Here is a 21,631-nt window from a genome sequence, read left to right as displayed (position 1 = left end):
GCGATGCCCCGCCACGCTCGGAGTCCCACCGCGCCTGAGGGCCGTCTCCCGGCCTGAGGGCGAAATCTCCCGCCCTCAGGCGAAGAACCGGCCCTCAGGCGAAGAACCGGCCCTCAGGCGAAGAAACGGCCCTCAGTCCCATGCCGGAGCCGCACCCGGGCGTACCGTGGAACGTGAACGAGGAGGTTCACGTGAGTGCCACTCGAGCAACCACGGCCCGGCCCGCAGGCGAGCACGGCTCCCGCGCGGTCGGCGAGCAGGAGTCGCGCGCGGTCGCGGAGGCCGCCCGCGAGCAGGAGTGGCAGAAGCCCAGCTTCGCCAAGAACCTGTACCTGGGCGACTTCGACCTGACGCTGATCCATCCGCACCCCCGACCGTCGCAGGAGCAGGCCGAGCGCGGTGCCGCGTTCCTCGCCGATCTCGAGGCGTTCCTCGCCGGCGTCGACGTGTCCAAGATCGAGCGCGACGCCCGCATCCCCGACGAGGTCGTGCGCGGGCTCGCAGCGATCGGCGCGTTCGGCATGAAGATCCCGGTCGAGTACGGCGGGCTGGGCCTCGGGCAGTACGCCTACAACCGGGCGCTGACGATGGTCGGCTCCGTGAACGGGAGCATCGGCGCGCTGCTGTCGGCCCACCAGTCGATCGGCGTGCCCGAGCCGCTGAAGCTCGCCGGCACCGACGAGCAGCGGCGGCGCTGGCTGCCGCGCTGCGCGGCCGGTGCGATCAGTGCGTTCCTGCTGACCGAGCCCGAGGTGGGCTCCGACCCCGCGCGCCTGCGGGCGACCGCCGTGCCGAGCGAGGACGGCTCGGAGTACGTGCTCGACGGCGTGAAGCTCTGGACCACCAACGGCGTCGTCGCCGAGCTGCTCGTCGTGATGGCGCGCGTGCCGAAGTCGGAGGGACACCGCGGCGGCATCAGCGCCTTCGTCGTCGAGGCGGATGCCCCGGGCATCACCGTGCACCGACGCAACGCCTTCATGGGCCTGCGCGGCATCGAGAACGGCCTGACCGCGCTGCGGGGCGTGCGCGTGCCCGCCGACCACCTCATCGGCCGCGAGGGCGACGGGCTGAAGATCGCACTGACCACGCTGAACGCCGGGCGCCTCGCGATTCCCGCGATCTGCGCGGGGGCCGGCAAGTGGAGCCTCAAGATCGCCCGCGAGTGGTCCCGGGCGCGCGTGCAGTGGGGCCGCCCGGTGGGCGAGCACGCCGCCGTGGCGCACAAGATCGCGTTCATCGCGGCGACGACGTTCGCGCTCGAGGCGGTGGTCGACCTGTCGGGCCTGCTCGCCGACGAGGATCGCAAGGACATCCGCATCGAGGCGGCGCTCGCGAAGCTCTGGGCGTCGGAGATGGGCTGGCGCATCGCCGACGAGCTCGTGCAGATCCGCGGCGGGCGCGGCTTCGAGACCGCCGACTCGCTGCGGGCCCGCGGCGAGCGCGCGGTGCCCACCGAGCAGCAGCTGCGCGACCTGCGCATCAACCGCATCTTCGAGGGCTCGACCGAGATCATGCACCTGCTGATCGCGCGCGAGGCGGTCGACGCGCACCTGCGCGCCGCGGGCGACCTCATCGAACCGCACCTCGACCTGACGCGCCGTCTGAAGGCGGCCGCGTCGGCCGGCGGGTTCTACGCGAAGTGGCTGCCGCAGCTCGTCGCCGGCGCGGGCGACCTGCCGACCTCGTACGACGAGTTCGGCGCGCTCGCCCCGCACCTGCGCTACGTCGAGCGCACCAGCCGCAAGCTCGCGCGCGCGACGTTCTACGGCATGGCCCGCTGGCAGGGCGCGCTCGAGCGCAAGCAGGGCTTCCTCGCCCGCGTCGTCGACATCGGCGCGGAGCTGTTCGCCGCGTCGGCCGCCTGCGTGCGCGCGGCGATGATCGCCGAGGAGACCCCGGAGCGCCGTCGGTCGGCGTTCCAGCTCGCCGACACGTTCGCCCGTCAGTCGCGGCACCGCACCGAGCGCATGCTCGACGAGCTCTGGCAGAACACGGATGCCTCCGACGAACGCCTCTCCGAGCACGTGCTCGCCGGCGACTACGCCTGGCTCGAGGAGGGCATCCTCGACCCGAGCGCCGGCACGGGCCCGTGGCTCACCGAGGCGATCCCGGCCGACGCGACCGAGGACCTGCACCGCACGATCCCGACCGACGGCTGACGCGCCGGCCGGCGCCGGCGCGTCCCGTTCAGCCCCGCCCCGTGCCGGACCCGCGGCCCCGCGGCGCGTGGCAGAGCCGGTCGCGCACCCAGCCAGCGGCATCCGCCTGCCGCAGTTCGCCCGACCGCACGAGTCGCGCGAACTCGATGGCCTCGCCGCTGAGGCGCCCGTCGGCTGAGTCGGGCGCATCGCGCAGCACGTGCGTCGTGAGCCAGCGCGTGAGCCCGCCGCCGACGCGCGCGGCGACCGCGACCGTGCCGGCGAAGTGGCGCGCCTGCCCGTCGGTGTCGTCGTCGACCGCGGGGTGGAACCCCCGCCCGCGGATGCGGTTGCGACCGCCGGTCGCGGCATCCGTCACCCACAGCGGGCCGCGCCGCACGCCGGCGACCCGCCCGAGCTCCTTCAGGAACCGTCCGTCGCTGTACCCCTGCGCGGCCAGCCGCTCGATCGACTCGGCGAGCGCGGCGCAGGCATCCATCACGCCAGCGTACGTCGCGCCCCACCGCCCGAGCCCCGTCGAGAAGGTGCCGAATGCAAGCCGGAAGCGCACCTGTTCGACGGGTCTCGACCCACCGGTGCCCGAGACCCGTCAGCAACGTGCGGTATCCGGGCGGGAAGCGCAGTCTTCTGACGGGTCTCGGCGCTGGGCGGGACGGGCCGGGGCGACGTGGGCGGGCTACGCGACCCCGAGCACGCGCCGCAGCTCGCGCTCGAGGAGCGCGGGCACGTCGAGCTCGCCCGGATGGAGCGCGTCGTAGACCTGCATCCCCTCCCACGCGGCGACGACCAGGGCGGCCGCGTCCTCGGGCGTCGTGCCGTCGTCGGCTGCCGCGCCGGCCGCGCGCTGCGCGCGGATCGCCGTCGCGAGGATGTCGCGCAGCCGGTGCTGACGCTGCTGCAGGAACGGCCGGGCCGGATGGTCGGGCTCGCCCGCCTCGGCGGAGAGCGTCGAGAGCAGCCGCACGAGTCCCGGGGCGTCCCGGTTGCGACGCGCGGTCGCGACGAGGCCGTCGACGAGCTGCGTCATGGGCACCGTCTCGGGCAACTGCGTCGCATCCGGCTGTTCCTCGCTCAGGTGCATCCGGTCGTACCAGTCGAGCACGGCGAGCAGCAGGCCGGTCTTGTCGCCGAAGTGGTGCACGAGCGTGGAGTGGTCGATGCCGGCCTCGCGGGCGATGCCGCGCAGCGTCGTGCCGTGGAACCCGCGCTGCGCGAAGCTCTCGGCGGCGCGCGCGACGATCGTGTCCTTGGTCGCCCGGCCGCGCGCGTAGCCGACCGTTGCGGGGTCGATGTCGGATGCCACGTGCAGGAGCGTATCGCGCCGACCGGCGGGCCACCTCCAGATTTCCACCACATGGTGGAAATTGAGGTATCATCGAGGTGCGCAGTTCGACGGCCGAGCGTCTCGATCCGCGACGCCACCACCACTCCCGCCGTGGGATCCCGACCGCACGGCCCCCGAGGAACACGCATGTTCGACCCGCACCGCAGCCTGATCGCGCAGATGACGCTCGCCGAGAAGGCGTCGCTCATGTCGGGGGCGAACTTCTGGAACACGACGCCGCTCACCCGTCTCGGCATCCCCTCGATCATGCTCACCGACGGCCCGCACGGGCTCCGCAAGCAGGGCGGCGCCGCCGACCACCTCGGGCTGAACGCGAGCATCCCCGCGACGTGCTTCCCGACGGCCGCCGCGCTGGCGAACAGCTGGGACGTCGACCTCCTGCAGCAGGTCGGCGAGACGCTCGGCGCCGAGGCGTCCGCCGAGGACGTCGCCGTGCTGCTCGGCCCCGGCCTCAACCTCAAGCGCAACCCGCTCGCCGGCCGCAACTTCGAGTACTTCTCCGAGGACCCGCTGCTCGCCGGGACGCTCGCCGCGGCGTACATCCGCGGGCTGCAGGCGCGCGGCGTCGCGGCATCCGCCAAGCACTTCGCGGTCAACAGCCAGGAGACGCACCGCATGTCGATCGACGAGGTCGTCGACGAGCGCGCGCTGCACGAGCTCTACCTCGAGGGCTTCCGCATCGCCGTCACCGCGGGCGACCCGTGGACGGTCATGAGCGCGTACAACAAGGTCAACGGCACCTACGCCAACGAGAACGTGCCGCTGCTGGTGGAGACCCTGCGCGACCGCTGGGGCTTCGACGGCCTCGTCGTCACCGACTGGGGCGGCAGCAACGACCGCGTCGCCGGCCTCGTCGCGGGCAACGCCCTCGAGATGCCGTCGACCGACGGCGTGACCGACGCCGAGATCGTGCGCGCCGTCGAGGCCGGCACGCTCGACGAGTCGGTGCTCGACGCACGCGTCGCCGAGGTGCTGACGCTCATCGAGCGCACGAGGCGAGCGGATGCCGCTGAGCCGGTCGATCTCGACCGCCACCACGAGCTCGCGACCGATGCGGCCCGCCGCTCGATCGTGCTGCTCGCCAACCGCGAGCACACGCTCCCGCTCTCGCCCGCGGCCGGCCGCGTCGCCGTCATCGGCGACTTCGCCGAGACCCCCCGGTACCAGGGCGCCGGCAGCTCGCTCGTGAACCCGACCCGCGTCGACGCGCCGCTGCCCGCACTGCGTGCCGCCGACCTCGACGTGATCGGCTTCGAGCCCGGGTACTCGCGTCGCGACGGGGCATCCGCTCGCCGTCGCCGCCGTGCGGTCGCGCTCGCACGTCGCGCCGACGTGGTGCTGCTCTTCCTCGGGCTCGACGAGTCGGCGGAGGCCGAGGGCGTCGACCGCACCCACATGCGACTCGCGCAGAACCAGCTCGAGCTGGTCGACGACCTGCTCGCGCTCGACGCGAGGATCGTGGTCGTGCTCGCGGGCGGCGCACCCGTCGAGCTGCCGTTCGCCGACGACGTGCACGCGATCGTGCACGCCTCGCTGGCCGGCCAGGGCGGCGGCCGCGCTGTCGTCGACGTCCTCACGGGCGCGGTGAACCCGGGCGGCAAGCTCGCCGAGACGTACCCGCTCGCCTACGCGGACGTGCCGTCGTCGCGCGACTTCGGCCGTACCGAGGCCAGCTCGGTGCACCGCGAGAGCATCTACGTCGGCTACCGCTACTTCGACAAGGTGGGCGCGCCCGTGCGGTACCCGTTCGGCCACGGGCTGAGCTACACGGAGTTCGCCTACGCCGACCTCGTCGCCGACGACACGGGCGCGGAGCTCACCGTCGCGAACGTCGGTGAGCGCGCGGGCAGCGAGATCGTGCAGCTCTACCTCGAGGCGCCGGATGCGGCCGAGGGTGCGTTCCGCGCACCGCGCGAGCTCGTCGGCTTCGCGCGCATCGACCTCGAACCGGGCGCGCACGCCACGGTGCGCATCGCGTTCGCCGAGCACGCGTTCGACGCGTGGGACGCCCGCGCGCACGACTGGCGACGGGTGCCCGGGCGACACAGCCTGCTCGCCGGCGCGTCGAGCCGTGACATCCGCCTGCGCTACCCCATCGACGTCGCCGGCGAGCCGTGGGAGCTGCCCGGCGCCGACCTGCCCCACTTCGTCGCGGGCGACCTCGCGCGCGTCGACGACGCCGAGTACGAGCGGCTGCTCGGTCGCGCGCTGCCCGACCCCGAGTGGCAGACCGGTACGCTCACCCGCGACGACATCGTCGCGCAGACGCAGGGTCGTGGCGGGTTCGCCGGGTTCCTGCACGGGCTGATCCTGACGACCAGCCGCACGCTCATGCGCCTCGGCCGGCCGCACGCGGCCAACAACGTGCGCTTCGCGCTCGACCTGCCGTTCCGGTCGCTCCCACGACTCTCGAACGGGTCGTTCGACGACGCGATGCTCGGCGGCCTGCTGCAGATGGTCAACGGACGGTTCTGGCGCGGCACGCGCGACCTCGTCACCGCCTGGTGGCGCCTCCTCCGACGTCGACGGGCGCGCTGACGCCCGTCGCCACCGCGCGCCGCCCACCGGCGGCCGTACCCCCACGCGAGCGCTGTCGCTCGTGACACCCGCAAGGAACAAGGAAATGGCAACCCGCAAGGAACGCAAGCAGGAAGCAGTCGCCCGCGTCGCGGCCGAGAAGGCGGCGAAGCGCGAACGCCGCGCCGAGCTGACGGCGATGTCGCCCGAGGCACGGAAGGCGGCGAAGGTCTCCGACCGCACCGCCGCCCGCGAGGCGAAGCAGGCCGCGAGGGCCGAACGCAAGCTCCGGAAGTCGTCGATGACCCGCGCCGAGCGGCGCGAGGCCCGGAAGCGCGAGCGCGTCTACCGCAAGGTCAAGGCGCGTCCGCGCCGCTTCACGAGCTGGGGCATCGCCGCGCTCGCGCTCGTCGGCATCGGCGTGCTCGTCGCTCCCATCGTGGGCAACATCTCGCGCCTGCTGAGCGTCTCCGTCGACTCCAGCACCGCCGAGGGCGTCGCCTCGCGCGAGTACGGCACCGCGCTCGCGGGCGACATCTCCGACGAGGGCATCGTGCTGCTCGAGAACGAGGGCGCGCTGCCGCTCGCCGAGCCGACCCTCAACGTCTTCAGCTTCGCCTCGTTCAACCTCCGCTACGGCGGCGGCGGCTCGGGCGGCGCCGACCAGTCGAGCGCCGTCACGCTGTACGACGCGCTCGAGCAGCAGGGCATCGCCGTCAACACCGAGCTGTACGACACGATGGCCGAGGCCGGCGCCGAGACCGACGCAGGGTCGAGCAACGGGCTCATCCAGATCCTCAGCATGCTCGGCGGCGGCTCCGACCACGAACCGGCACCCGACTACCTGACCGACGAAGTCATGGACCAGGCCGCGGCGTTCTCCGACACCGCGCTCGTGGTGCTCGGCAACGACGGCGTCGAGGCATCCGACTTCACCGTCGACCAGCTGCGCCCGACCGACGAGCAGCGCGAGCTCCTCGACATGGTCACCGGCAGCTTCGACGACGTCATCGTCGTGGTCAACTCGGGTAACCAGATGGAGCTCGGCTTCCTCGAGGAGTACCCCGAGATCACCGCTGCGCTCTGGATCGGCACCCCCGGCCCGCAGGGCGCGGTGTCGCTCGCGCAGATCATCGCCGGCGAGGTGAACCCCTCGGGTCGCCTCACCGACACCTACGCGTACGACGTGTCGAGTGCCCCCGGCGTCGAGAACTTCGGCGACTACCGGTACGAGAACGTGAACCGCGCGCTCATCGAGTACGAGGAGGGCATCTACCTCGGCTACCGCTACTACGAGACCCGGTACGCGGGCGACGAGGCGGGCTACGCCGCGGCCGTGCAGTACCCCTTCGGCCACGGCCTGAGCTACACCTCGTTCGAGTGGGATGCGGCCCGGCCGGTCGTCACCGACGACGAGGTGCGCCTCGAGGTCACGGTGACCAACACGGGCGACGTCGCGGGCAAGGACGTCGTGCAGGCCTACTTCTCGGCCCCGCACACCACCGGCGGCATCGAGAAGTCGGCCATCGAGCTCGCCGCGTACGACAAGACGTCGCTGCTCGAGCCCGGTGCGTCGGAGACCGTCTCGCTCACCTTCGACGTGCGCGACATGTCGTCGTGGAGCACCGAGCTCGGCGCGTACGTGCTCGAGGCCGGCACCTACGGCATCGACGTGTCGACGAACGTGCACGCCCCCGTCGCGTCGTTCGAGACCGCGATCGCCGACGAGGTCGTCTACGAGACGGATGCCGCCACCGGCGCCCCGCTCGAGAACCGCTTCGCCGACGCCGACGGCGACCTCACGTACCTGTCGCGCGACGACTGGGAGGGCACCTGGCCCGACGCGTCGGACGTCGCGACCGAGGCATCCGACGCGCTCGTCGCGGCCATGTTCCCCGAGTTCGACGCAGCCTCGGGCGAGGCGCCGACGACCGGTGCCGACAACGGGCTCGTGCTCGCCGACCTCGTCGGGCTCGAGGTCGACGACCCGCAGTGGGACGCGTTCCTCGACCAGATGACGGTCGAGGAGCAGACCGCGATGTTCGCGCGCGGCGCCTACCTGACCGAGGGCATCGAACGCCTCGGCATCCCCGCCGCCGTGCTGCTCGACGGCCCCGCCGGCATCAGCTACTTCTTCGGCGACATCACCGCCGCCGCGTTCCCGACCGAGGTGGTCATCGCCTCGACCTGGAACGACGAGCTCGCCTACGCGATGGGCGAGGCGGTCGGCACCGAGGCGAACGCCTACGGCGTGCAGGGCTGGTACGCGCCGGGCATGAACCTGCACCGCACACCGCTCGGCGGCCGCAACTTCGAGTACTTCTCGGAGGACCCGCTGGTGTCGGGGAAGATGGGCGCCGCGATGGTCGCGGGCGCGGAGAGCCGTGGCGTGATCACGTTCATGAAGCACTTCGCCCTCAACGAGCAGGAGGTCAACGCCCGCTCCGGCGTGCACGTGTGGGCCGACGAGCAGGCGATCCGCGAGCTGTACCTGCGCCCGTTCGAGATCACGGTCACCGAGGGCGGCGCGAGCGGCGCGATGAGCTCGTTCATCCACATCGGGCCGACCTGGTCGGGCGGCAACGCGGCGCTGCTGCAGGAGGTGCTCCGCGGCGAGTGGGGCTTCGACGGCATCGTCTCGACCGACGCCGTGCTCGGCGCCTTCATGGACCCGGGCCAGGCCGTGCGCCACGGCAACGACCTCATGCTGGCGGTGCTGCCCGGCAGCGTCGAGTCGGCCATCGCGTCCGAGCTCGAGGCCGACCCGGTCGGTGTCGGCGAGGCGCTCCGCGACCGCGTGCACGCGGTGCTCTTCGCGCTGACGCAGACCGACCTGTTCGACTAGGTCGCGCGTTCGCCGGTCCAGCCCCGGGGCGGATGCCCCGGGGCGATGCCTCGGGGCCCGCTCTCGTTCCTGATCCCAAGACCCGTCAAAAGGCTGCCGTATCGACCGTGAAAGCGCAGCTTTTGGACGGGTCTCGCGGCGGCACGGCACCCGACGAGGCGAGACCCGTCAGGAAGCTGCGGTATCGACCGTGAGAACGCAGCTTCTTGACGGGTCTCCGACCACGGGCCGCGAGGGGGCGGGCGGGCGAACGGGCGAACGGGCGGGCGGATGCCCCGGGGCTAGGCCGGGCGCACGGGCTGGCGCAGCACGGTGCGGAGCTTCTCGGGCGCCGTGCGCCGCGGGTCGCTCAGGTAGACCTCGTGGTGCGGGCCGTTGAAGGCGAGCCCGTGCGCGGGCATCCACTCGTCGTGGAGCCGGGCGAGCGTGGGCGCCTCGTCGGCGAACGGGCCGCGGTGCAGGATCTGCGCCGACCGCCCCTCCTCGATGACCTGCAGCCGGAGCCGGTCGAGCGCATCGGAATCGCGCTTCGCGCGGGCCGCGTCGATCGCCGCGTCGATCGCGGTCTCGTCGATCCAGCCGGGCTGGTGGATCAGCAGCGTCCACTTCCAGGCGTCCCGGTCGCCGCGGGTGAACGCGGTCGGGTCGTCGGCCCACCACAGCCCCTCGAGCGGAGCGACCACGAAGTCGCGCCCCGACTCCCGCTTGCTCGCGAACTTCGCCGCGTACGCCACCGGGTACAGCGCCTCGAGCGCCTCGAGGTACTCGTCACCGGCGCCCGGTGACCCCTGCCCGTCGATGGCGAGGTACCGCATGGGCCGCACGTCGACGAGCGCCCAGTCGCGCGCCGACGGCGCGTAGAGCTCGCGGTGCGCCCGCTTCACGTCGTACTTCTCCGCGACCTCAGCCATGTCGCATCCGCTCCCCCGGCAGTGCCGCCTCGAGCGCGGCCAGCCGCGCGGCTCGCGACCCCGTGAGCTCGACGACGCGGGTGTCGCCGACCAGGTCGGCATCGTCCACGAGGTCGAGCAGCGCGTCGTTCATCGCAGCGCGCAACTCGGGGTCCTCGTCGGCGCCGACCGGCAGCCCGTCCCGGTGCTCCAGCGGCAGCACCACGAGCAGGTCGATCCGCCGCATCGCCTCGGCGGTCGTCTCGATCGCACGGTCGAGCGGGCCGGGCCCGGCGCGTCCCAGCTCGACGAGGGCCGTCAGGTAGGCGAGGAAGTCGAGCGGACCGCGCTCGGCGATCACCGGGCCCGGATCGTCGTCCTCCGCGAGCCGGTGCGCGCTCAGCGCGAGCTGCTCGGCGAACGCCGGTGCATCCGGCGACGCGAACGCGCCATCGACCAGCTCGTACGGGTCGACCCAGCGCGAGAACTCCGGATGCGCCGTCGTGACGTCGTCCACGAGGGTCGTCTTGCCGCTCGCATGCGTGCCCGCACGACCACGCGGAGCCGTGCGCTCACGCCCTCGCGTCCTCCAGGTGCGGGGCGCCGTGGTTGACGACCTTCACGACGAGGTTGTGCTTCGCGAGCGCACGGATCGTGCGCGTCACCTCGTCGGACTGGCGCCCGAGCGCGCGCTCGTTCGCGACGACGAGCACGTCGCCGGCCCGCAGCGTGTCGAAGAGGCGGCCGAGCCGCTGCTCCCAGTTCTCCTCGGTCTCGGGGGCCGGGTACCGGAAGTCGAGGATGTCGACGCCGAACCGAGCGAGGTCCATGCGCTGCTCGTAGACCGGGGGCATGTCGTCGCGCGAGACGACGAGCCCGACCAGGCGCGACCCATCGGGCCGCGCCTTCCACCAGTACCGGTTGCGCTGGAGTTCCTCGAAGCATTCCGGGCAGCCGATGGCGTGGTGGCCCGGTACGTGCGCGCTGCCGGGAGCATCCGCCCCCGCGCCGTCCACAGTGGCATCGGATGCCGCGCCCATCGTCGGTTCCGTCAGCTCACCCATGCGCACCTCCACGTCGGGTTCCATTCTCCCCGATCCGCAGCCGATGCGGGAGCCGTGCGCGGCCGTCGTGGCCGCTGCGGTCCGGAAGCGGAAACGCCGCGGAAACGGGAGCCGAGTAACCTTCACGTTCACGGTTCGCGGAGAACCGGGCAACACCTGCACGTTCGACGACGAGTGAGGTTCCCCAATGAAGTTGCTCCACATCATCGCCAGCCCGCGGACTGCGAACTCGAACACGCTGCGCGTGTCCGAGGCGTTCCTCGCCGAGCTCGAGGCATCCGTGCCCGACCTGGAGGTCGAGACCGTCGACCTCTTCGCCGAGTCGTTGCCGGGCCTCGCGGGCGCGAACATCGACGCGAAGTACTCGCTCATGGCGGGCGCGCCGGTCGATCCCACCCACGCCGACTCGTGGGCGCAGATCGAGCGCACCATCGCCCACTTCCTCGCCGCCGACGCGTACCTCATCTCGAGCCCGCTCTGGAACCTCGGCACGCCCTACGCCCTGAAGTACTACATCGACTGCATCGTGCAGCCCGGCTACCTGTTCCGGTACAACGAGCTGGGCTACCCGGTGCCACTGGTGAACGACCGGCGCATGGTCGTCGTCACCTCCTCGGGCAGCGACTACTCCCCCGGCAGCCCGCTGCAGGCGCTCAACTTCCAGGAGCCGTACCTGCGTGCCATCTTCGGGTTCGTCGGCATCACCGACATCACGTTCGTGCACGGCCATGCCATGGACGCATCCGCCGCGCACCGTGCCGACGGGCTCGCGGCGGCCATGGCGGACGCGCAGGCCGCGGCTCGCGCGGACGGGTGGCGAGAACTGGCGGGCGCCGCCTGACGACATCGCCGATCGCACCTCCGCCCGCGCTCCGCGGGCGTGTCGACCGACGACGCTATGGGGTGATCTCGGCGGAGGCCTTCTGCGCGAGCATCGTGCCGTCGGACTCCGTGCGCAGGGTGACCACGACGACGTACGTGCCCTCCGCGCGGAGCCTGGGCACCCAGATGCGCGCAGGGCCGCCGTCGTCCTCGGTGTCCGCCTCCATGCGGTAGGCGACGCGCGACGCCGCCCAGTCGTCCGGGACGTCGGTTCCGTTGAGCGCCCAGGTGAGCACCACGGGCACGCCCTTCAATCCGTGCAGGCGCACGTCGACGCTGAACGTCCACCCCTCGACGAGCAGGCCGTCCTCGCCGGGCACCGTCTGCACCGAGGCGAGCGTCGCGGCGAGACGCTCCGCCAACTCGCCCGGGGTGAGCTCCGACCCCTCGCCGTTGGTGTACGAACCGGGGCTGAGCTCGGCGACGAGGTACGACGGATCGGGGAAGTCGTACTGCACGATGGCGGGGTCGCTCGCGATCGCCTCCAGGCGATGGCGGTACGAACGGAACGGGTCGTCGTCGGTGCCCTCCGGCGCGGGCGTCTCCGACGTCTCCGGTGCCGGTGCGACCGGGTCGGATCGCTGCTGCGGGGCGCTCGGGCCCTGGATCGGATCTCGAGGACCGGTGGGACCGGACTCCTCGGTCGGTTCGGGATCCTCGCCCTCCGTGTCGAGCGGGGCGTTCTCCTCCACCGGAGCGGACGTCTGTTCCGGTCCGACGACCTCGAACGAGCCGTCGGAACCCGAGTCCCCGTCCGGGTCGGACGGAGCGGCGGGTCCGACCGGGTCGGACGTCTCGCCCGTGTCCTGCAGGTCGCCGGCGAGCGCGATGCGCACGGCGACCGCGCCGCGGCGCTCGACGCCGGCACCCACGCCGCGGGGCGCGATCGGGTCGTACCCAGCCGATGCCGAGGCGTCGTCCCGCAGGGGGTCCATCGAGGGGTCGTACGTCGATGCGAACTCCTGGAGCGTCGCCAGGTCGATGCGCTCGACCGACCGGATCTCGGCAACGTCCTGCGAGTCCACCGCCGGCGCGAACCATCCGACGACCGTGCCCCCGAGGGCGAGGATCGCCACCAGCGCCCCCGCCACGGCCCCACCGCTGAGCACGAGCACCTTGGCCCGGCGGTACCAGGGCGTGGACGGCTGCGACGCCGGTGCGGTCTCGGGGCCGCCGGCGTCGTGCTGCGGGGTGACCCCACTGGTGGGGTCCGGGTCCTGCGTCACTGGAATCGCCCATCGGAGCATCCGTCATCGGACGGAACACCCCCGATCGTGCCGCACCGCGCCAACGGCCGCATCAGTGCTGGCGTTCGGTCCCCGCTCAGGGCCAGCCCCTCGGCCGCACGGCGGGCGCGCGGGGTCGCAACGAGGCGACGCCGCGCACCGACCGCCTAGGTGCGCAGCACCAGCGCCTCGGTGAGGCCGAAGATCTTCACCGTCCACGGCTCGTCGGCGGCGAGGCGGGTCTCGGCGATCGGTACGACCTCGGGGTCGCCCACCACGAAGTGCTCGCCCTCGTGCTGCAGCACCGCCGACCCGGCGGCCTGGACGTTCCGCACCCAGTTCACGCCCGCGCCGTACGGCAGGGCGACGACGAACCCGTCGTCGATGCGCGCCGGCGAGATGGGCGTCGCGTACTCGGTGCCGGTGCGGCGACCGACGTGGTGGATGATCGCGGTGCGCTGGCCCTCGCGCCCCGCGGTCTTCAGCACCTCGGGGTTCGCCACGTTCCGCTGGAACTTCAGGAACGGCTCGATCACGCGCGGGTCCTTCGACCGCACGCCCATGATCAGCACCGCGGCGAAGCCCGCCGTGGCGATGGCCGCGGCCGAGACGAGGCCAAGCAGCACGTATCCGAGCGCCTTCATCGCGCGCACCCTCGAGGCATCCGAGTCATGTCCTGGTCCATGTGGTCCCCCGTTCACGTCGTCGACCCGACCCAGCGTAGGGCGGATGCCGCGAGCGGTCACCACCCCCGTTCGCGGCAGGCGGGCGCCGGATCGGGTACAGCGTCGCCCCGACCGAACCGTGCCAAGCGTGCCACACCGGATCCAGCCGCTGCGGGTCCGCCCCTTCCCGACCGCGGGCCCGGCCGATCACCCGCGGTGTGAGCCGGCCGTCGTCGGCGACCTGCCTGGCCAGTGCGCGCCTCGCGCCATCCGGCGCCCCGCCTACAGCCCCTCGGCGATCTCCTTGATCGCGGCGAGGCGGCGGTCCCACTCGGCACCGATCGCCTCGAGGCGGCGCGCGGCCGCCCCGAGCCGCGCCCCGAGCACGCGGTAGCGCACCTCGCGGCCGACCCGCACGGGCTCGACCAGACCGACCTCCTCGAGCACGGCGAGGTGCTTCGCGATCGCCTGGCGGGTGACGGGCAGCCGCCCGGCGAGGGCCGAAGCCGAGGCGTCGCCCTCGCCGAGCGCGGTGAGGATGCTCCACCGCGTGTCGTCGCCGAGGGCGGCGAACACCGGCACCAGCGCAGAGCGGCTCACGCCGCCCCTTCGAGCATCGCGACCAGCTTGTCGAGCTCGGACACCCAGCCCGACGCATGCGCCGCGAGGTTCGCCGCCGGGTCGGACGTGCGGTCGAACCCGGTCTCGACGACGGTGAGCCGGGTGCCGCCGTCGACGGCTTCCAGCGTGAAGGTGAACTCGGTGGCGGTCGCCTCGACGAGTGCGTCGGGCAGCCGGCCGGAGGCGTCGTCGTTGCTCCAGCGGTAGGTCACCGAGCGGGGCTCGTCGACCGACTCGACGCGGATCGGCACGGCTCCGTAGCCGGGGAAGGTGATGGTGCCGGCCGAGCCGGCACCGGTGCCGTCGAGCACGATCGGTGCGAACCAGGCCGAGACGAGCTCGGGCTCGGTGATCGCGCGCCAGACGCGGTCGACGGATGCTGCGATGCGAATGTCGCGGCGCACGGCGTACGCGTCGTCGTCGATGACGGACGATGGGTTCTGCGTCATGGTCTGCATGGTCCTTCGGTCTCCCCTCGCACTCCGATTGAGTGCAACCTCATGGTTGCACTCATGGGGCGCAAGCGCAACCTACGAGTTGCAGTACGTCAGTCGGCCGCCGCCCGGACGCCGAGCCGGCCGGCCAGCCACTCCTCCGCGCGCGCCCGGAACGCCGTCGCCGGCTCGCTCGACCACGCGATGGTCTCGAACCCGTGCGGCGCGCCCGGCACGATGTCCGTGGTCACCTCGACGCCGGCCGCCCGCAGCACCTCGGCGTACGCGAGGTCCTCGTCGTGGAAGAGGTCGATGTCGCCGACGCCCACCCACGCGGGCGGCAGCCCGTCGAGCACCGTGCGACGCGCCGGCACCGCGTACTCGGGCGCCTCGGCGGCGCCGGGCGCCGAGCCCAGGTACGACCGCCACCCCACGAGGTTGGCGCGATTCGTCCAGGCGAAGTGACGCCTGGCGTCGAGCGACCGGGTCGCAGCGGTGCGGTCGTCGAGCATCGGGCAGTACAGCAGTTGCGCGGCCGGCTGCACGCCGCCGAGGTCGTGCAGGCGCTGCACGAGCGCGGCCGCGAGTCCGCCGCCGGCGCTCTGCCCGCCGACGGCGACGCGTTCCGCGTCGATGCCACGAACCGCCGCCTCGTCCTGCAGCCACTCCCACGCGGTCAGGCAGTCGTCGAGCGGGGCGGGGAACGGATGCGCCGGGGCGAGCCGGTACTGCACCGAGACCACGGTGACGCCGAGGCGGGCCGCGAGGCCCGCGCACGCCCGGTCGTCCATCTGCGCGGCGCCGATCACGTACCCGCCGCCGTGGATCCAGACGACCGCCGCGCCCGAGCCGCCCGCGGGCGTGAAGACGCGCACCCCCGCGCCCGGCGCCGCGAAGTCGACGACCTCGAGCGTCATGCCCTCGGCCAGGCGCGGCGCGGGCGCGAGGCGCATGGCCCGGTTCGCGAGCCGGCGCTGCCACGCGCGCTGCACGGCGACGGGCGGCATCGCCCGATAGGGCCGACGCAGGTCGGGGTGGAGGTCCTCCGCGCGCATGCGCGCGGTCGCGGTGCCGGTGCCTGCCATCGATGCATCCCTCCCGGTCGCTGCCTCGCGACCGCCGTGTCGGACTGGTACGGATGGTAGCCGACTCGTACACCTCGGCCGCGCGCACTCCACCGCGCCCGCCGTCCGGGCCTCGCGCACGGCGCACCGGAGGACGAGAATCGCACCATGTCCACCGCCGAGACCGCCGCCCCGGACGCCGACGTCGCCGTGATCGGCCTGGGCGCCGTCGGTTCGAGCGCGGCGTGGCAGCTCGCCGCGCGCGGGCTCGGCGTGCTCGGCTTCGACCTGCACGAACCCGGCCACGCGCTCGGCGGCTCGACCGGTCGCACGCGCCTGTTCCGCGTCGCGTGCCTCGAGCATCCGGGCCTCGCCCCGATCGCACGTCGTGCCCGGGCGCTGTGGCGCGAGCTCGAGGCATCCGCCGGCACGCCGCTCTTCATGCAGACGGGCGGCATCATGATCGGGCCCCCCGATTCGCGCCTCATCGCCGGCACGCTCCGCACCGCGGCCGCGCACGACCTGCCCGTCGAGCGGCTGGATGCCGACGAGGTCGCGCGGCGCTTCCCCGCCCACGCGCGGATGGATCCCGGGGACGTCGGCGTCCACGACCCCGAGGCGGGGATCCTCCGCCCCGAGGCCGCGATCGTCGTGGCCGCCGACGCCGCCCGCGCGATGGGCGCGCGCCTGCGCACCAGCACGCGCGTGACGGCGGTGCTGCCGGACGACGACGGCGTGACGATCGAGACCGATACCGCGAGCTACCGCGTGCGCCACGTCGCCGTGACCGCGGGTCCGTGGATCTCGCGCTTCGTGCCCGGAGCACCCGTGGTTCCCCACCGCGTCGTGATGACGTGGTTCCGCGCCAGGCCCGGGCACGACGCCGACCTCGACGTGCTGCCCGTGTTCATCCGCAGCGTGCCGGGTCGCGACACGTGGGTGTGGGGGCACGGCGCGATGCCCGACTCCGCGCCGGGTGCCGGCGACGGGTTCGACGCGAAGGTCGGCCCGGAGTTCGACGGCCCGTTCCACGCCGACGACCCCGACGCGATCGACCGGGTGGTGCACCCCGGCGAGACCGACGAGATCCACGACCTCGTCGCCGCCACCTTCCCCGACCTCGACCCCGAGCCCTCGGCCGTGACGACCTGCATCATGGCCCACACGCCCGACAACCAGTTCCTCGTCGGCCCGACGGCGCACCCGCGGGTGACGGTGGGCGGCGGATGCTCCGGGCACTCGTTCAAGCACGCCGCCGCGCTCGGCGAACTCGTCGCCCAGGCCGTCGCCGGCGAGGCATCCGCCCTCGACGCGGAGTTCCTCGACCCGCGCCGGTTCGGCTGACGCCGTTCGGCCCGGGCGGCGCCGTTCGGCCCGGCCCGCGCCGTTCGGCCCGGCCCGCGCCGTCCGGCCCGGGCGGCGAGGGACCGTGCGGGGCCGGACGATCAGGCGCGACGCGCGCGCAGCACGACGTCGGCGACGTGGTGGGACGACGCGTCCGCGGCATCCGATCGCTCGCGCGTCTCGTCGACCTCGATCGCCCACCCGTCGCCGAGGGCGGCCGCGAAGTCGGCGGGCTGCAGGTAGTCGTCGGGGTCGAAGCCGTGCGACAACGCGCGCTCGCGATGCTCCTCGCCGTGGCCGACCACGAGCAGCGTGCCGCCAGGCGCGACCGCGTCGAGCATCACGTCGATCGCCCGCGCCGCGGTGTCGCGTCGCAGGGCCAGGTAGTGCCCGGCGACGAGGTCGAACGTGCGGCCGGGCAGCGGGCCGTCCGCGATGCTGCCGACCAGCCACTCGACGGCCACCCCCGCGCCCGCCGCCGCCCGCCGTGCGCGCTCGATCGCGACCGACGAGAGGTCGAGGCCGGTCACGGTCCAGCCGTGCTGAGCGAGCCAGACGGCGTCGCCGCCCTCGCCGCTGCCCACGTCGAGCGCGGTCCCGGGCGCGTGATCGGCGAGCTCGGCGACGAGCTGCGGGTTCGGTCGCCCGCTCCACCGCTGCTCGGAGTCGGCGTAGCTCGCGTCCCAGTCGGCGGCCCCGTCGCCCGAGTGCCGGTGCGGTCCGTCGCCGTGGTGGTCATGGTCGCTCATGCGACCAGCCAACGTCGTCGTCGGGTCGCGGGTCAAGTTCGGGTGGGTGCCGCGTGCCGCGTCCCGAGGGCCTCGCCCACGGCGAGGGTCGCCGCGCCCACGGCGAGGGTCGCCGCGCCTACCCCGCGACGGTGATCACCGCCTTGCCCGAGACACGCCCGCCGACCAGGTCGTCCATCGCGCGGCGCACGTCGGCAAGCGGGTACGCCTCCGAGACCTGCGGGCGCACCTGGCCCGCGACGATCATGGCGGCGAGCCGTTCCAGGCTCTCCGCCCGCTCGGCCGACATCAGCCCGAGGATGCGCTGCTTCGTGAACCGGTCGCGCAGCGGCGCGCTGAGTTGCCGCTGGAACCCGCCCATGAACCAGTCGCCGTCCTCGCCGCCGACCATCACCAGCGTGCCCTCGGGAGCGAGGACGCGCTGCAGCCGGCGCACGGGCTTGCGGCCGTTGATGTCGATGATGAGGTCGAACCGCTCGTCGAGCGTGGTCACGTCGGTCGCGCGGTAGTCGATGGTGCGGGTCGCGCCGAGCGATCGCAGGAACCCGACCTTGCCCGCGCTCGCGACGCCCGTCACCTCAGCACCGGATGCCACGGCGATCTGCACCGCGTAGTTGCCGACGCCGCCCGAGGCGCCCGTGACGAGCACGCGCTGGCCGGGGCGCACGCGGCCTTCGTCGACGACGGCCTGGAGCGCGGTCATGCCCGAGACCGGCACCGCCGCGGCGGCCTCCGGGGCCAGCTGCTCGGGCCGGCGCACGAGCTTCGTCGCGGGCGCGACCGCGAACTCGGCGAAGCTGCCCTTCGCGACGCCGAACACCTCGTCGCCGATCGCGAAGTCGGTGACGCCGTCGCCCAGCGCCACGACCGTGCCGGCGACGTCGAGGCCGGGCACCGGGTCCTTCGGGCGCCGGAACCCGAACATGAAGCGAGTCAGGAACGGCTTGCCGGCCATGAGGTGCCAGGTGCCGCGGTCGAGGCCGGCGGCGCGCACCTTGAGGAGCACCTGGCCGGCACCGGGCGCGGGCACCGCGATCGGCTCGGACGCGAGCACCTCGCTGCCGCCGTAGCGGTGCTGCACGACGGCGGTCATGAGGGCGCCGGGCGCCGGGGCGGCGATGGGCGAAGCGGATGCCGCGGGCGCGGCGTGCGTGCCGGCGGCCTGGGTCTCGTGGCGGGTGTCCACGGTCATGGGGTTCTCCTTTGTTCGGAGCACTCGGCTCCCGGTCTGGTCTGCGTCGCGGTGTTCGTACTAAGTACGATGCGCTACGCTGAAGCTACTCGTACTTAGTACGAACGTCAAGAGGGAGGCGACCGGATGGCCGAACGCGAGGCTGCGGAGCATCCGCCCGCCCCTGCCCCTGCCCGCGGATCGCTCTCGCGCGACGCGGTGCTGCGCGGAGCCGTCGACCTCGCCGACCGCATCGGCGTCGACGCGCTCACGATCCGTCGCCTGGCCGACCACCTCGGTGCGAAGCCGATGTCGATCTACCACTACGTGGCGAACAAGGAGGACATCATCGACGGCATGGTCGGCCTCGTCTTCGACGAGATCACCCGCCCGCCGGTCGACCTCCCGTGGAAGGCGGCGATCCGGGTGCGCGCCGAGTCCGCGCGCGACGTGCTGCGCCGGCATCCGTGGGCGCCGCCGCTCATGGAGTCGCGCACGGCGCCGAACCCGAGCATCCTCGGCCACCACGAGGCCGTGCTCGCCGTGTGGTTCCGCGCGGGGTTCCCGCTCGAGCTGATCGCCCACGCGGGCGCGGTGCTCGACGCGTACCTCTACGGCTTCGCCCTGCAGGAGGCGGCCCTGCCCTTCGGCGAGCGCGAGGGCGACCTGTCGGACGTGGCCGACGCGCTGATCACGCCGATGTCGCCCGACGAGTACCCGCACCTGGTGCGCTTCGCGGGCGAGTACGTGATGCAGCCCGGCTACGACTTCGGCCACTCGTTCGACTTCGGGCTCGACCTCATCCTCGACGGCTTCGAGGCCGCACTCGCCCGCAGCTGAGGCCGGGGGCCCGGCGCATCGGCCACCCCTCCGCGCGAACCGGAGGAGATCCCGGGCGTGTCGCCACCTCGACCCGGCGTGTCGTCCATCGAGTCCTCCGCTCCGCACCGGCCACGGACCACCGGCGGCGCATCCGGGCGGGACCGGCGGACGGCCCGGCCCGGACGGTTCGCGACGGCGAGCGGATGCCCCGAGCCGACCAGGCTCAGGCGCCGGCGGCGCTCCCGACGACGAGGTCGGCCGCCCCGCGGCGCGCGATGATCGCCCGCGCATTCGCCTCGTCGACGTCGCGCACCCACGCCGCGGCGGCCTCGGGCGACTTGCCGAACTCGACGTGGCGGGCGACGAGCCGCGCCTGTCGCACCGCGTCGGGCACGTCGACGAACCAGGTCTCGGCGAGCACCGACGGCACGAGCGACCACGGCTCCGCATCCATCAGCAGGTAGTTGCCCTCCGTGACGACGAGTTCGACCTCCGAGTCGATCCCCACGGCACCGGCGATCGGCTGCTCGAGCGTGCGCTCGAACCCCGGGGCGTAGACGGTGTGCCCGGGCTCGGCGAGCGCGCGACGCAGCGTCGCCAGGTAGCCCCACCCGTCGAACGTGTCGATCGCCCCCTTCCGGTCGAGGCGGCCGACCCGCTCGAGCTCGACGTCGGCGAGATGGAACCCGTCCATCGGCAGCAGGGACGAGCGGATGCCCCGGGCGGCGACGCCCGCCACCACGGCCGCCGCCAGCGTGGACTTGCCCGCCCCGGGCGCCCCCGCGATGCCGAGGATCGCCCGCCCGCCGGCCGCGAGCGCCGCGGCGCGCGCCACGAGCGCTTCGACCTCCATCGCCTCAGACTACGACCGTGCTGCGCCGCGTACGGCTGCGGAGTCGGCGCGCGACACGCCGAGGGAGCCGCATCCTCACCCGGCGGGTCCCGTGCCCGCTCCGCACCCGCGTTCCCACCCGGCTCCGCGTGAGGTGCCCGGCGCACTCCATCCAATCCACCTCCCGCTCCGCTCCGAACCCCTGCGCGACGGCCGTTCCGACGTCGTCACGGGTCTCGCCCGATGCACCGGTCGAACCCGACGCACAGGAGACAAGGGAGTACCCCATGAGGAACACGACACGAGTCGCGGCAGCCGCGGCAGCGAGCATCGCCCTGGTGTTCGGCGGCGCCGCAGCGGCGAACGCGGCCCACGACGACAACCCGTCGGCGAAGGTCGCGAGCTACAGCTACGACCTGAACGCCATCCAGCCGGCATCCGTGCCCGAGTCCGCCGCGAGCGGCACGACCCGGGTGAAGGCGCTGCCGAACGGCAAGCTGCAGGTCACCGTGGAGGCGTGGGGCCTGTCGCCGAACCTGCCGCACGCGATGCACCTGCACGGCGTGCCCGGCGCAGCGACCGACATGGGCTGCCCCGGACCCGCGGCCGCCGGGGACGACGGCGTGGTCTCGGTGGTCGACGGCATCCCGTTCTACGGCGGCATCCTGACCTCGCTCACCTCGACGGGCGACGTCTCGCCGGCGAGCGCGCTCGCGCTCGACCGCTTCGCGATGTCCGACGCGAACGGCTACCTGTACTACCAGCGCACGTTCACCGACGTGCCCGGCTACACCGATGCGGGCACGGTGCAGGTCGTCGTGCACGGCATCGACTTCGACAACAGCGGCGACTACGCGTTCAACGCGGACGACCCGTTCTCGAGCCGGTCCTCGTCGCTCAGCGGCGCGATCCCGCTCGAGGCGACCGTGCCCGTGCTCTGCGGCGGCATCGCCAACTGAGCCGGGGGTTCGCACGACCGAGCGGATGCCTCGGGGCCATGC

At 73.3% G+C, this 21,631-nt stretch carries 19 protein-coding genes and 1 pseudogene; 7 read left to right on the top strand and 13 right to left on the bottom strand.

Annotated features, from left to right (window positions below; all coding sequences use genetic code 11):
- Positions 1 to 140 precede the first annotated feature (140 nt).
- Positions 141 to 2,159, top strand: a complete 2,019-nt coding sequence (locus tag ABZK10_RS08615; protein ID WP_436408500.1) for an acyl-CoA dehydrogenase family protein — start codon at positions 141 to 143, stop codon at positions 2,157 to 2,159.
- 28 nt (positions 2,160 to 2,187) lie between these two features.
- Here ABZK10_RS08615 and ABZK10_RS08610 read toward each other — a convergent pair whose 3' ends face one another.
- Together ABZK10_RS08610 and ABZK10_RS08605 are read right to left on the bottom strand one after the other, a co-directional pair.
- Entirely contained in the window at positions 2,188 to 2,637 is a 450-nt protein-coding gene (locus ABZK10_RS08610) for a hypothetical protein (protein WP_353808770.1), read from the bottom strand.
- Positions 2,638 to 2,835: 198 nt separating this feature from the next.
- Entirely contained in the window at positions 2,836 to 3,462 is a 627-nt protein-coding gene (locus tag ABZK10_RS08605) for a TetR/AcrR family transcriptional regulator (protein WP_353808769.1), read from the bottom strand.
- Between the two features lie 168 nt (positions 3,463 to 3,630).
- On the opposite strand from ABZK10_RS08605, the gene ABZK10_RS08600 reads away from it, so the two are divergent.
- Both ABZK10_RS08600 and ABZK10_RS08595 read left to right on the top strand, forming a co-directional pair.
- On the top strand, positions 3,631 to 6,042 hold the full coding sequence (locus ABZK10_RS08600; RefSeq protein ID WP_353808768.1) for a glycoside hydrolase family 3 C-terminal domain-containing protein: 2,412 nt from the start codon (positions 3,631 to 3,633) through the stop codon (positions 6,040 to 6,042).
- 85 nt (positions 6,043 to 6,127) lie between these two features.
- Positions 6,128 to 8,866: a glycoside hydrolase family 3 N-terminal domain-containing protein gene (locus ABZK10_RS08595; protein ID WP_353808767.1), complete on the top strand. Its 2,739-nt coding sequence runs from the start codon at positions 6,128 to 6,130 to the stop codon at positions 8,864 to 8,866.
- Between the two features lie 281 nt (positions 8,867 to 9,147).
- On the opposite strand, the gene ABZK10_RS08590 is transcribed toward ABZK10_RS08595, so the two are convergent.
- The 3 genes and pseudogenes from ABZK10_RS08590 to ABZK10_RS08580 form a co-directional block, all read right to left on the bottom strand.
- Positions 9,148 to 9,777, bottom strand: a complete 630-nt coding sequence (locus ABZK10_RS08590) for a GyrI-like domain-containing protein (protein ID WP_353808766.1) — start codon at positions 9,775 to 9,777, stop codon at positions 9,148 to 9,150.
- A pseudogene (locus ABZK10_RS08585) lies at positions 9,770 to 10,291 on the bottom strand (AAA family ATPase); the annotation flags it as partial. The pseudogene ABZK10_RS08585 and the gene ABZK10_RS08590, both read right to left, overlap by 8 nt.
- Before the next feature lie 37 nt (positions 10,292 to 10,328).
- Positions 10,329 to 10,820: a recombinase family protein gene (locus tag ABZK10_RS08580; RefSeq protein WP_353808765.1), complete on the bottom strand. Its 492-nt coding sequence runs from the start codon at positions 10,818 to 10,820 to the stop codon at positions 10,329 to 10,331.
- Positions 10,821 to 11,007: 187 nt separating this feature from the next.
- Here ABZK10_RS08580 and ABZK10_RS08575 point away from each other — a divergent pair, with 187 nt between their 5' ends.
- On the top strand, positions 11,008 to 11,661 hold the full coding sequence (locus tag ABZK10_RS08575) for an FMN-dependent NADH-azoreductase (RefSeq protein WP_353808764.1): 654 nt from the start codon (positions 11,008 to 11,010) through the stop codon (positions 11,659 to 11,661).
- 55 nt (positions 11,662 to 11,716) lie between these two features.
- On the opposite strand, the gene ABZK10_RS08570 is transcribed toward ABZK10_RS08575, so the two are convergent.
- From ABZK10_RS08570 to ABZK10_RS08550, 5 genes are all read right to left on the bottom strand, one after another.
- Entirely contained in the window at positions 11,717 to 12,928 is a 1,212-nt protein-coding gene (locus ABZK10_RS08570) for a hypothetical protein (protein WP_353808763.1), read from the bottom strand.
- A 167-nt stretch (positions 12,929 to 13,095) separates the two neighbouring features.
- Complete coding sequence (locus ABZK10_RS08565) at positions 13,096 to 13,572, bottom strand: PNPOx family protein (protein WP_353808762.1); 477 nt, start codon at positions 13,570 to 13,572, stop codon at positions 13,096 to 13,098.
- Positions 13,573 to 13,875: 303 nt separating this feature from the next.
- Positions 13,876 to 14,193, bottom strand: coding sequence for an ArsR/SmtB family transcription factor (locus ABZK10_RS08560; RefSeq protein WP_353808761.1), 318 nt, complete (start codon positions 14,191 to 14,193; stop codon positions 13,876 to 13,878).
- Positions 14,190 to 14,663 carry an SRPBCC domain-containing protein gene (locus ABZK10_RS08555; RefSeq protein ID WP_353808760.1) on the bottom strand — a complete coding sequence of 158 codons (474 nt, stop codon included), beginning with the start codon at positions 14,661 to 14,663 and terminating at the stop codon, positions 14,190 to 14,192. The genes ABZK10_RS08560 and ABZK10_RS08555 overlap by 4 nt, the downstream gene beginning before the upstream one ends.
- Before the next feature lie 98 nt (positions 14,664 to 14,761).
- Positions 14,762 to 15,733: an alpha/beta hydrolase gene (locus tag ABZK10_RS08550; RefSeq protein ID WP_353808759.1), complete on the bottom strand. Its 972-nt coding sequence runs from the start codon at positions 15,731 to 15,733 to the stop codon at positions 14,762 to 14,764.
- 147 nt (positions 15,734 to 15,880) lie between these two features.
- Here ABZK10_RS08550 and solA point away from each other — a divergent pair, with 147 nt between their 5' ends.
- The gene (solA, locus tag ABZK10_RS08545; protein ID WP_353808758.1) at positions 15,881 to 17,056 is read left to right on the top strand and encodes an N-methyl-L-tryptophan oxidase; all 1,176 of its coding nucleotides are present in this window, start codon (positions 15,881 to 15,883) and stop codon (positions 17,054 to 17,056) included.
- Between the two features lie 101 nt (positions 17,057 to 17,157).
- Here the strand turns inward: solA and ABZK10_RS08540 are convergent, their stop codons facing one another.
- The gene (locus tag ABZK10_RS08540; protein WP_353808757.1) at positions 17,158 to 17,805 is read right to left on the bottom strand and encodes a class I SAM-dependent methyltransferase; all 648 of its coding nucleotides are present in this window, start codon (positions 17,803 to 17,805) and stop codon (positions 17,158 to 17,160) included.
- Between the two features lie 118 nt (positions 17,806 to 17,923).
- Positions 17,924 to 18,997, bottom strand: coding sequence for an NAD(P)-dependent alcohol dehydrogenase (locus ABZK10_RS08535; RefSeq protein WP_353808756.1), 1,074 nt, complete (start codon positions 18,995 to 18,997; stop codon positions 17,924 to 17,926).
- Positions 18,998 to 19,123: 126 nt separating this feature from the next.
- Here ABZK10_RS08535 and ABZK10_RS08530 point away from each other — a divergent pair, with 126 nt between their 5' ends.
- Positions 19,124 to 19,816, top strand: coding sequence for a TetR/AcrR family transcriptional regulator (locus ABZK10_RS08530; protein ID WP_353808755.1), 693 nt, complete (start codon positions 19,124 to 19,126; stop codon positions 19,814 to 19,816).
- Positions 19,817 to 20,021: 205 nt separating this feature from the next.
- Here the strand turns inward: ABZK10_RS08530 and ABZK10_RS08525 are convergent, their stop codons facing one another.
- Entirely contained in the window at positions 20,022 to 20,651 is a 630-nt protein-coding gene (locus ABZK10_RS08525) for a nucleoside/nucleotide kinase family protein (RefSeq protein WP_353808754.1), read from the bottom strand.
- 266 nt (positions 20,652 to 20,917) lie between these two features.
- On the opposite strand from ABZK10_RS08525, the gene ABZK10_RS08520 reads away from it, so the two are divergent.
- The gene (locus ABZK10_RS08520; protein ID WP_353808753.1) at positions 20,918 to 21,589 is read left to right on the top strand and encodes a cupredoxin domain-containing protein; all 672 of its coding nucleotides are present in this window, start codon (positions 20,918 to 20,920) and stop codon (positions 21,587 to 21,589) included.
- The last annotated feature ends 42 nt before the right edge of the window (positions 21,590 to 21,631 follow it).

The organism is Agromyces sp. SYSU T00194, assembly GCF_040496035.1.
GTDB lineage: Bacteria > Actinomycetota > Actinomycetes > Actinomycetales > Microbacteriaceae > Agromyces > Agromyces chitinivorans.
Note: the sequence above shows the minus strand (reverse complement) of the source record. Positions and strands in the feature narration are given on the sequence as shown.

What these genes read in the sequence shown, in the direction of transcription:
- ABZK10_RS08520 (WP_353808753.1), top strand. Translation starts at nt 20,918, where the DNA reads ATGAGGAACACGACACGAGTCGCGGCAGCCGCGGCAGCGAGCATCGCC.
- ABZK10_RS08595 (WP_353808767.1), top strand. Translation starts at nt 6,128, where the DNA reads ATGGCAACCCGCAAGGAACGCAAGCAGGAAGCAGTCGCCCGCGTCGCG.
- ABZK10_RS08590 (WP_353808766.1), bottom strand. Translation starts at nt 9,777, where the DNA reads ATGGCTGAGGTCGCGGAGAAGTACGACGTGAAGCGGGCGCACCGCGAG.
- ABZK10_RS08580 (WP_353808765.1), bottom strand. Translation starts at nt 10,820, where the DNA reads ATGGGTGAGCTGACGGAACCGACGATGGGCGCGGCATCCGATGCCACT.
- ABZK10_RS08535 (WP_353808756.1), bottom strand. Translation starts at nt 18,997, where the DNA reads ATGACCGTGGACACCCGCCACGAGACCCAGGCCGCCGGCACGCACGCC.
- ABZK10_RS08600 (WP_353808768.1), top strand. Translation starts at nt 3,631, where the DNA reads ATGTTCGACCCGCACCGCAGCCTGATCGCGCAGATGACGCTCGCCGAG.
- ABZK10_RS08550 (WP_353808759.1), bottom strand. Translation starts at nt 15,733, where the DNA reads ATGGCAGGCACCGGCACCGCGACCGCGCGCATGCGCGCGGAGGACCTC.
- ABZK10_RS08565 (WP_353808762.1), bottom strand. Translation starts at nt 13,572, where the DNA reads ATGAAGGCGCTCGGATACGTGCTGCTTGGCCTCGTCTCGGCCGCGGCC.
- ABZK10_RS08610 (WP_353808770.1), bottom strand. Translation starts at nt 2,637, where the DNA reads ATGGATGCCTGCGCCGCGCTCGCCGAGTCGATCGAGCGGCTGGCCGCG.
- ABZK10_RS08555 (WP_353808760.1), bottom strand. Translation starts at nt 14,663, where the DNA reads ATGACGCAGAACCCATCGTCCGTCATCGACGACGACGCGTACGCCGTG.
- ABZK10_RS08540 (WP_353808757.1), bottom strand. Translation starts at nt 17,805, where the DNA reads ATGAGCGACCATGACCACCACGGCGACGGACCGCACCGGCACTCGGGC.
- ABZK10_RS08615 (WP_436408500.1), top strand. Translation starts at nt 141, where the DNA reads ATGCCGGAGCCGCACCCGGGCGTACCGTGGAACGTGAACGAGGAGGTT.
- ABZK10_RS08575 (WP_353808764.1), top strand. Translation starts at nt 11,008, where the DNA reads ATGAAGTTGCTCCACATCATCGCCAGCCCGCGGACTGCGAACTCGAAC.
- ABZK10_RS08530 (WP_353808755.1), top strand. Translation starts at nt 19,124, where the DNA reads ATGGCCGAACGCGAGGCTGCGGAGCATCCGCCCGCCCCTGCCCCTGCC.
- solA (WP_353808758.1), top strand. Translation starts at nt 15,881, where the DNA reads ATGTCCACCGCCGAGACCGCCGCCCCGGACGCCGACGTCGCCGTGATC.
- ABZK10_RS08525 (WP_353808754.1), bottom strand. Translation starts at nt 20,651, where the DNA reads ATGGAGGTCGAAGCGCTCGTGGCGCGCGCCGCGGCGCTCGCGGCCGGC.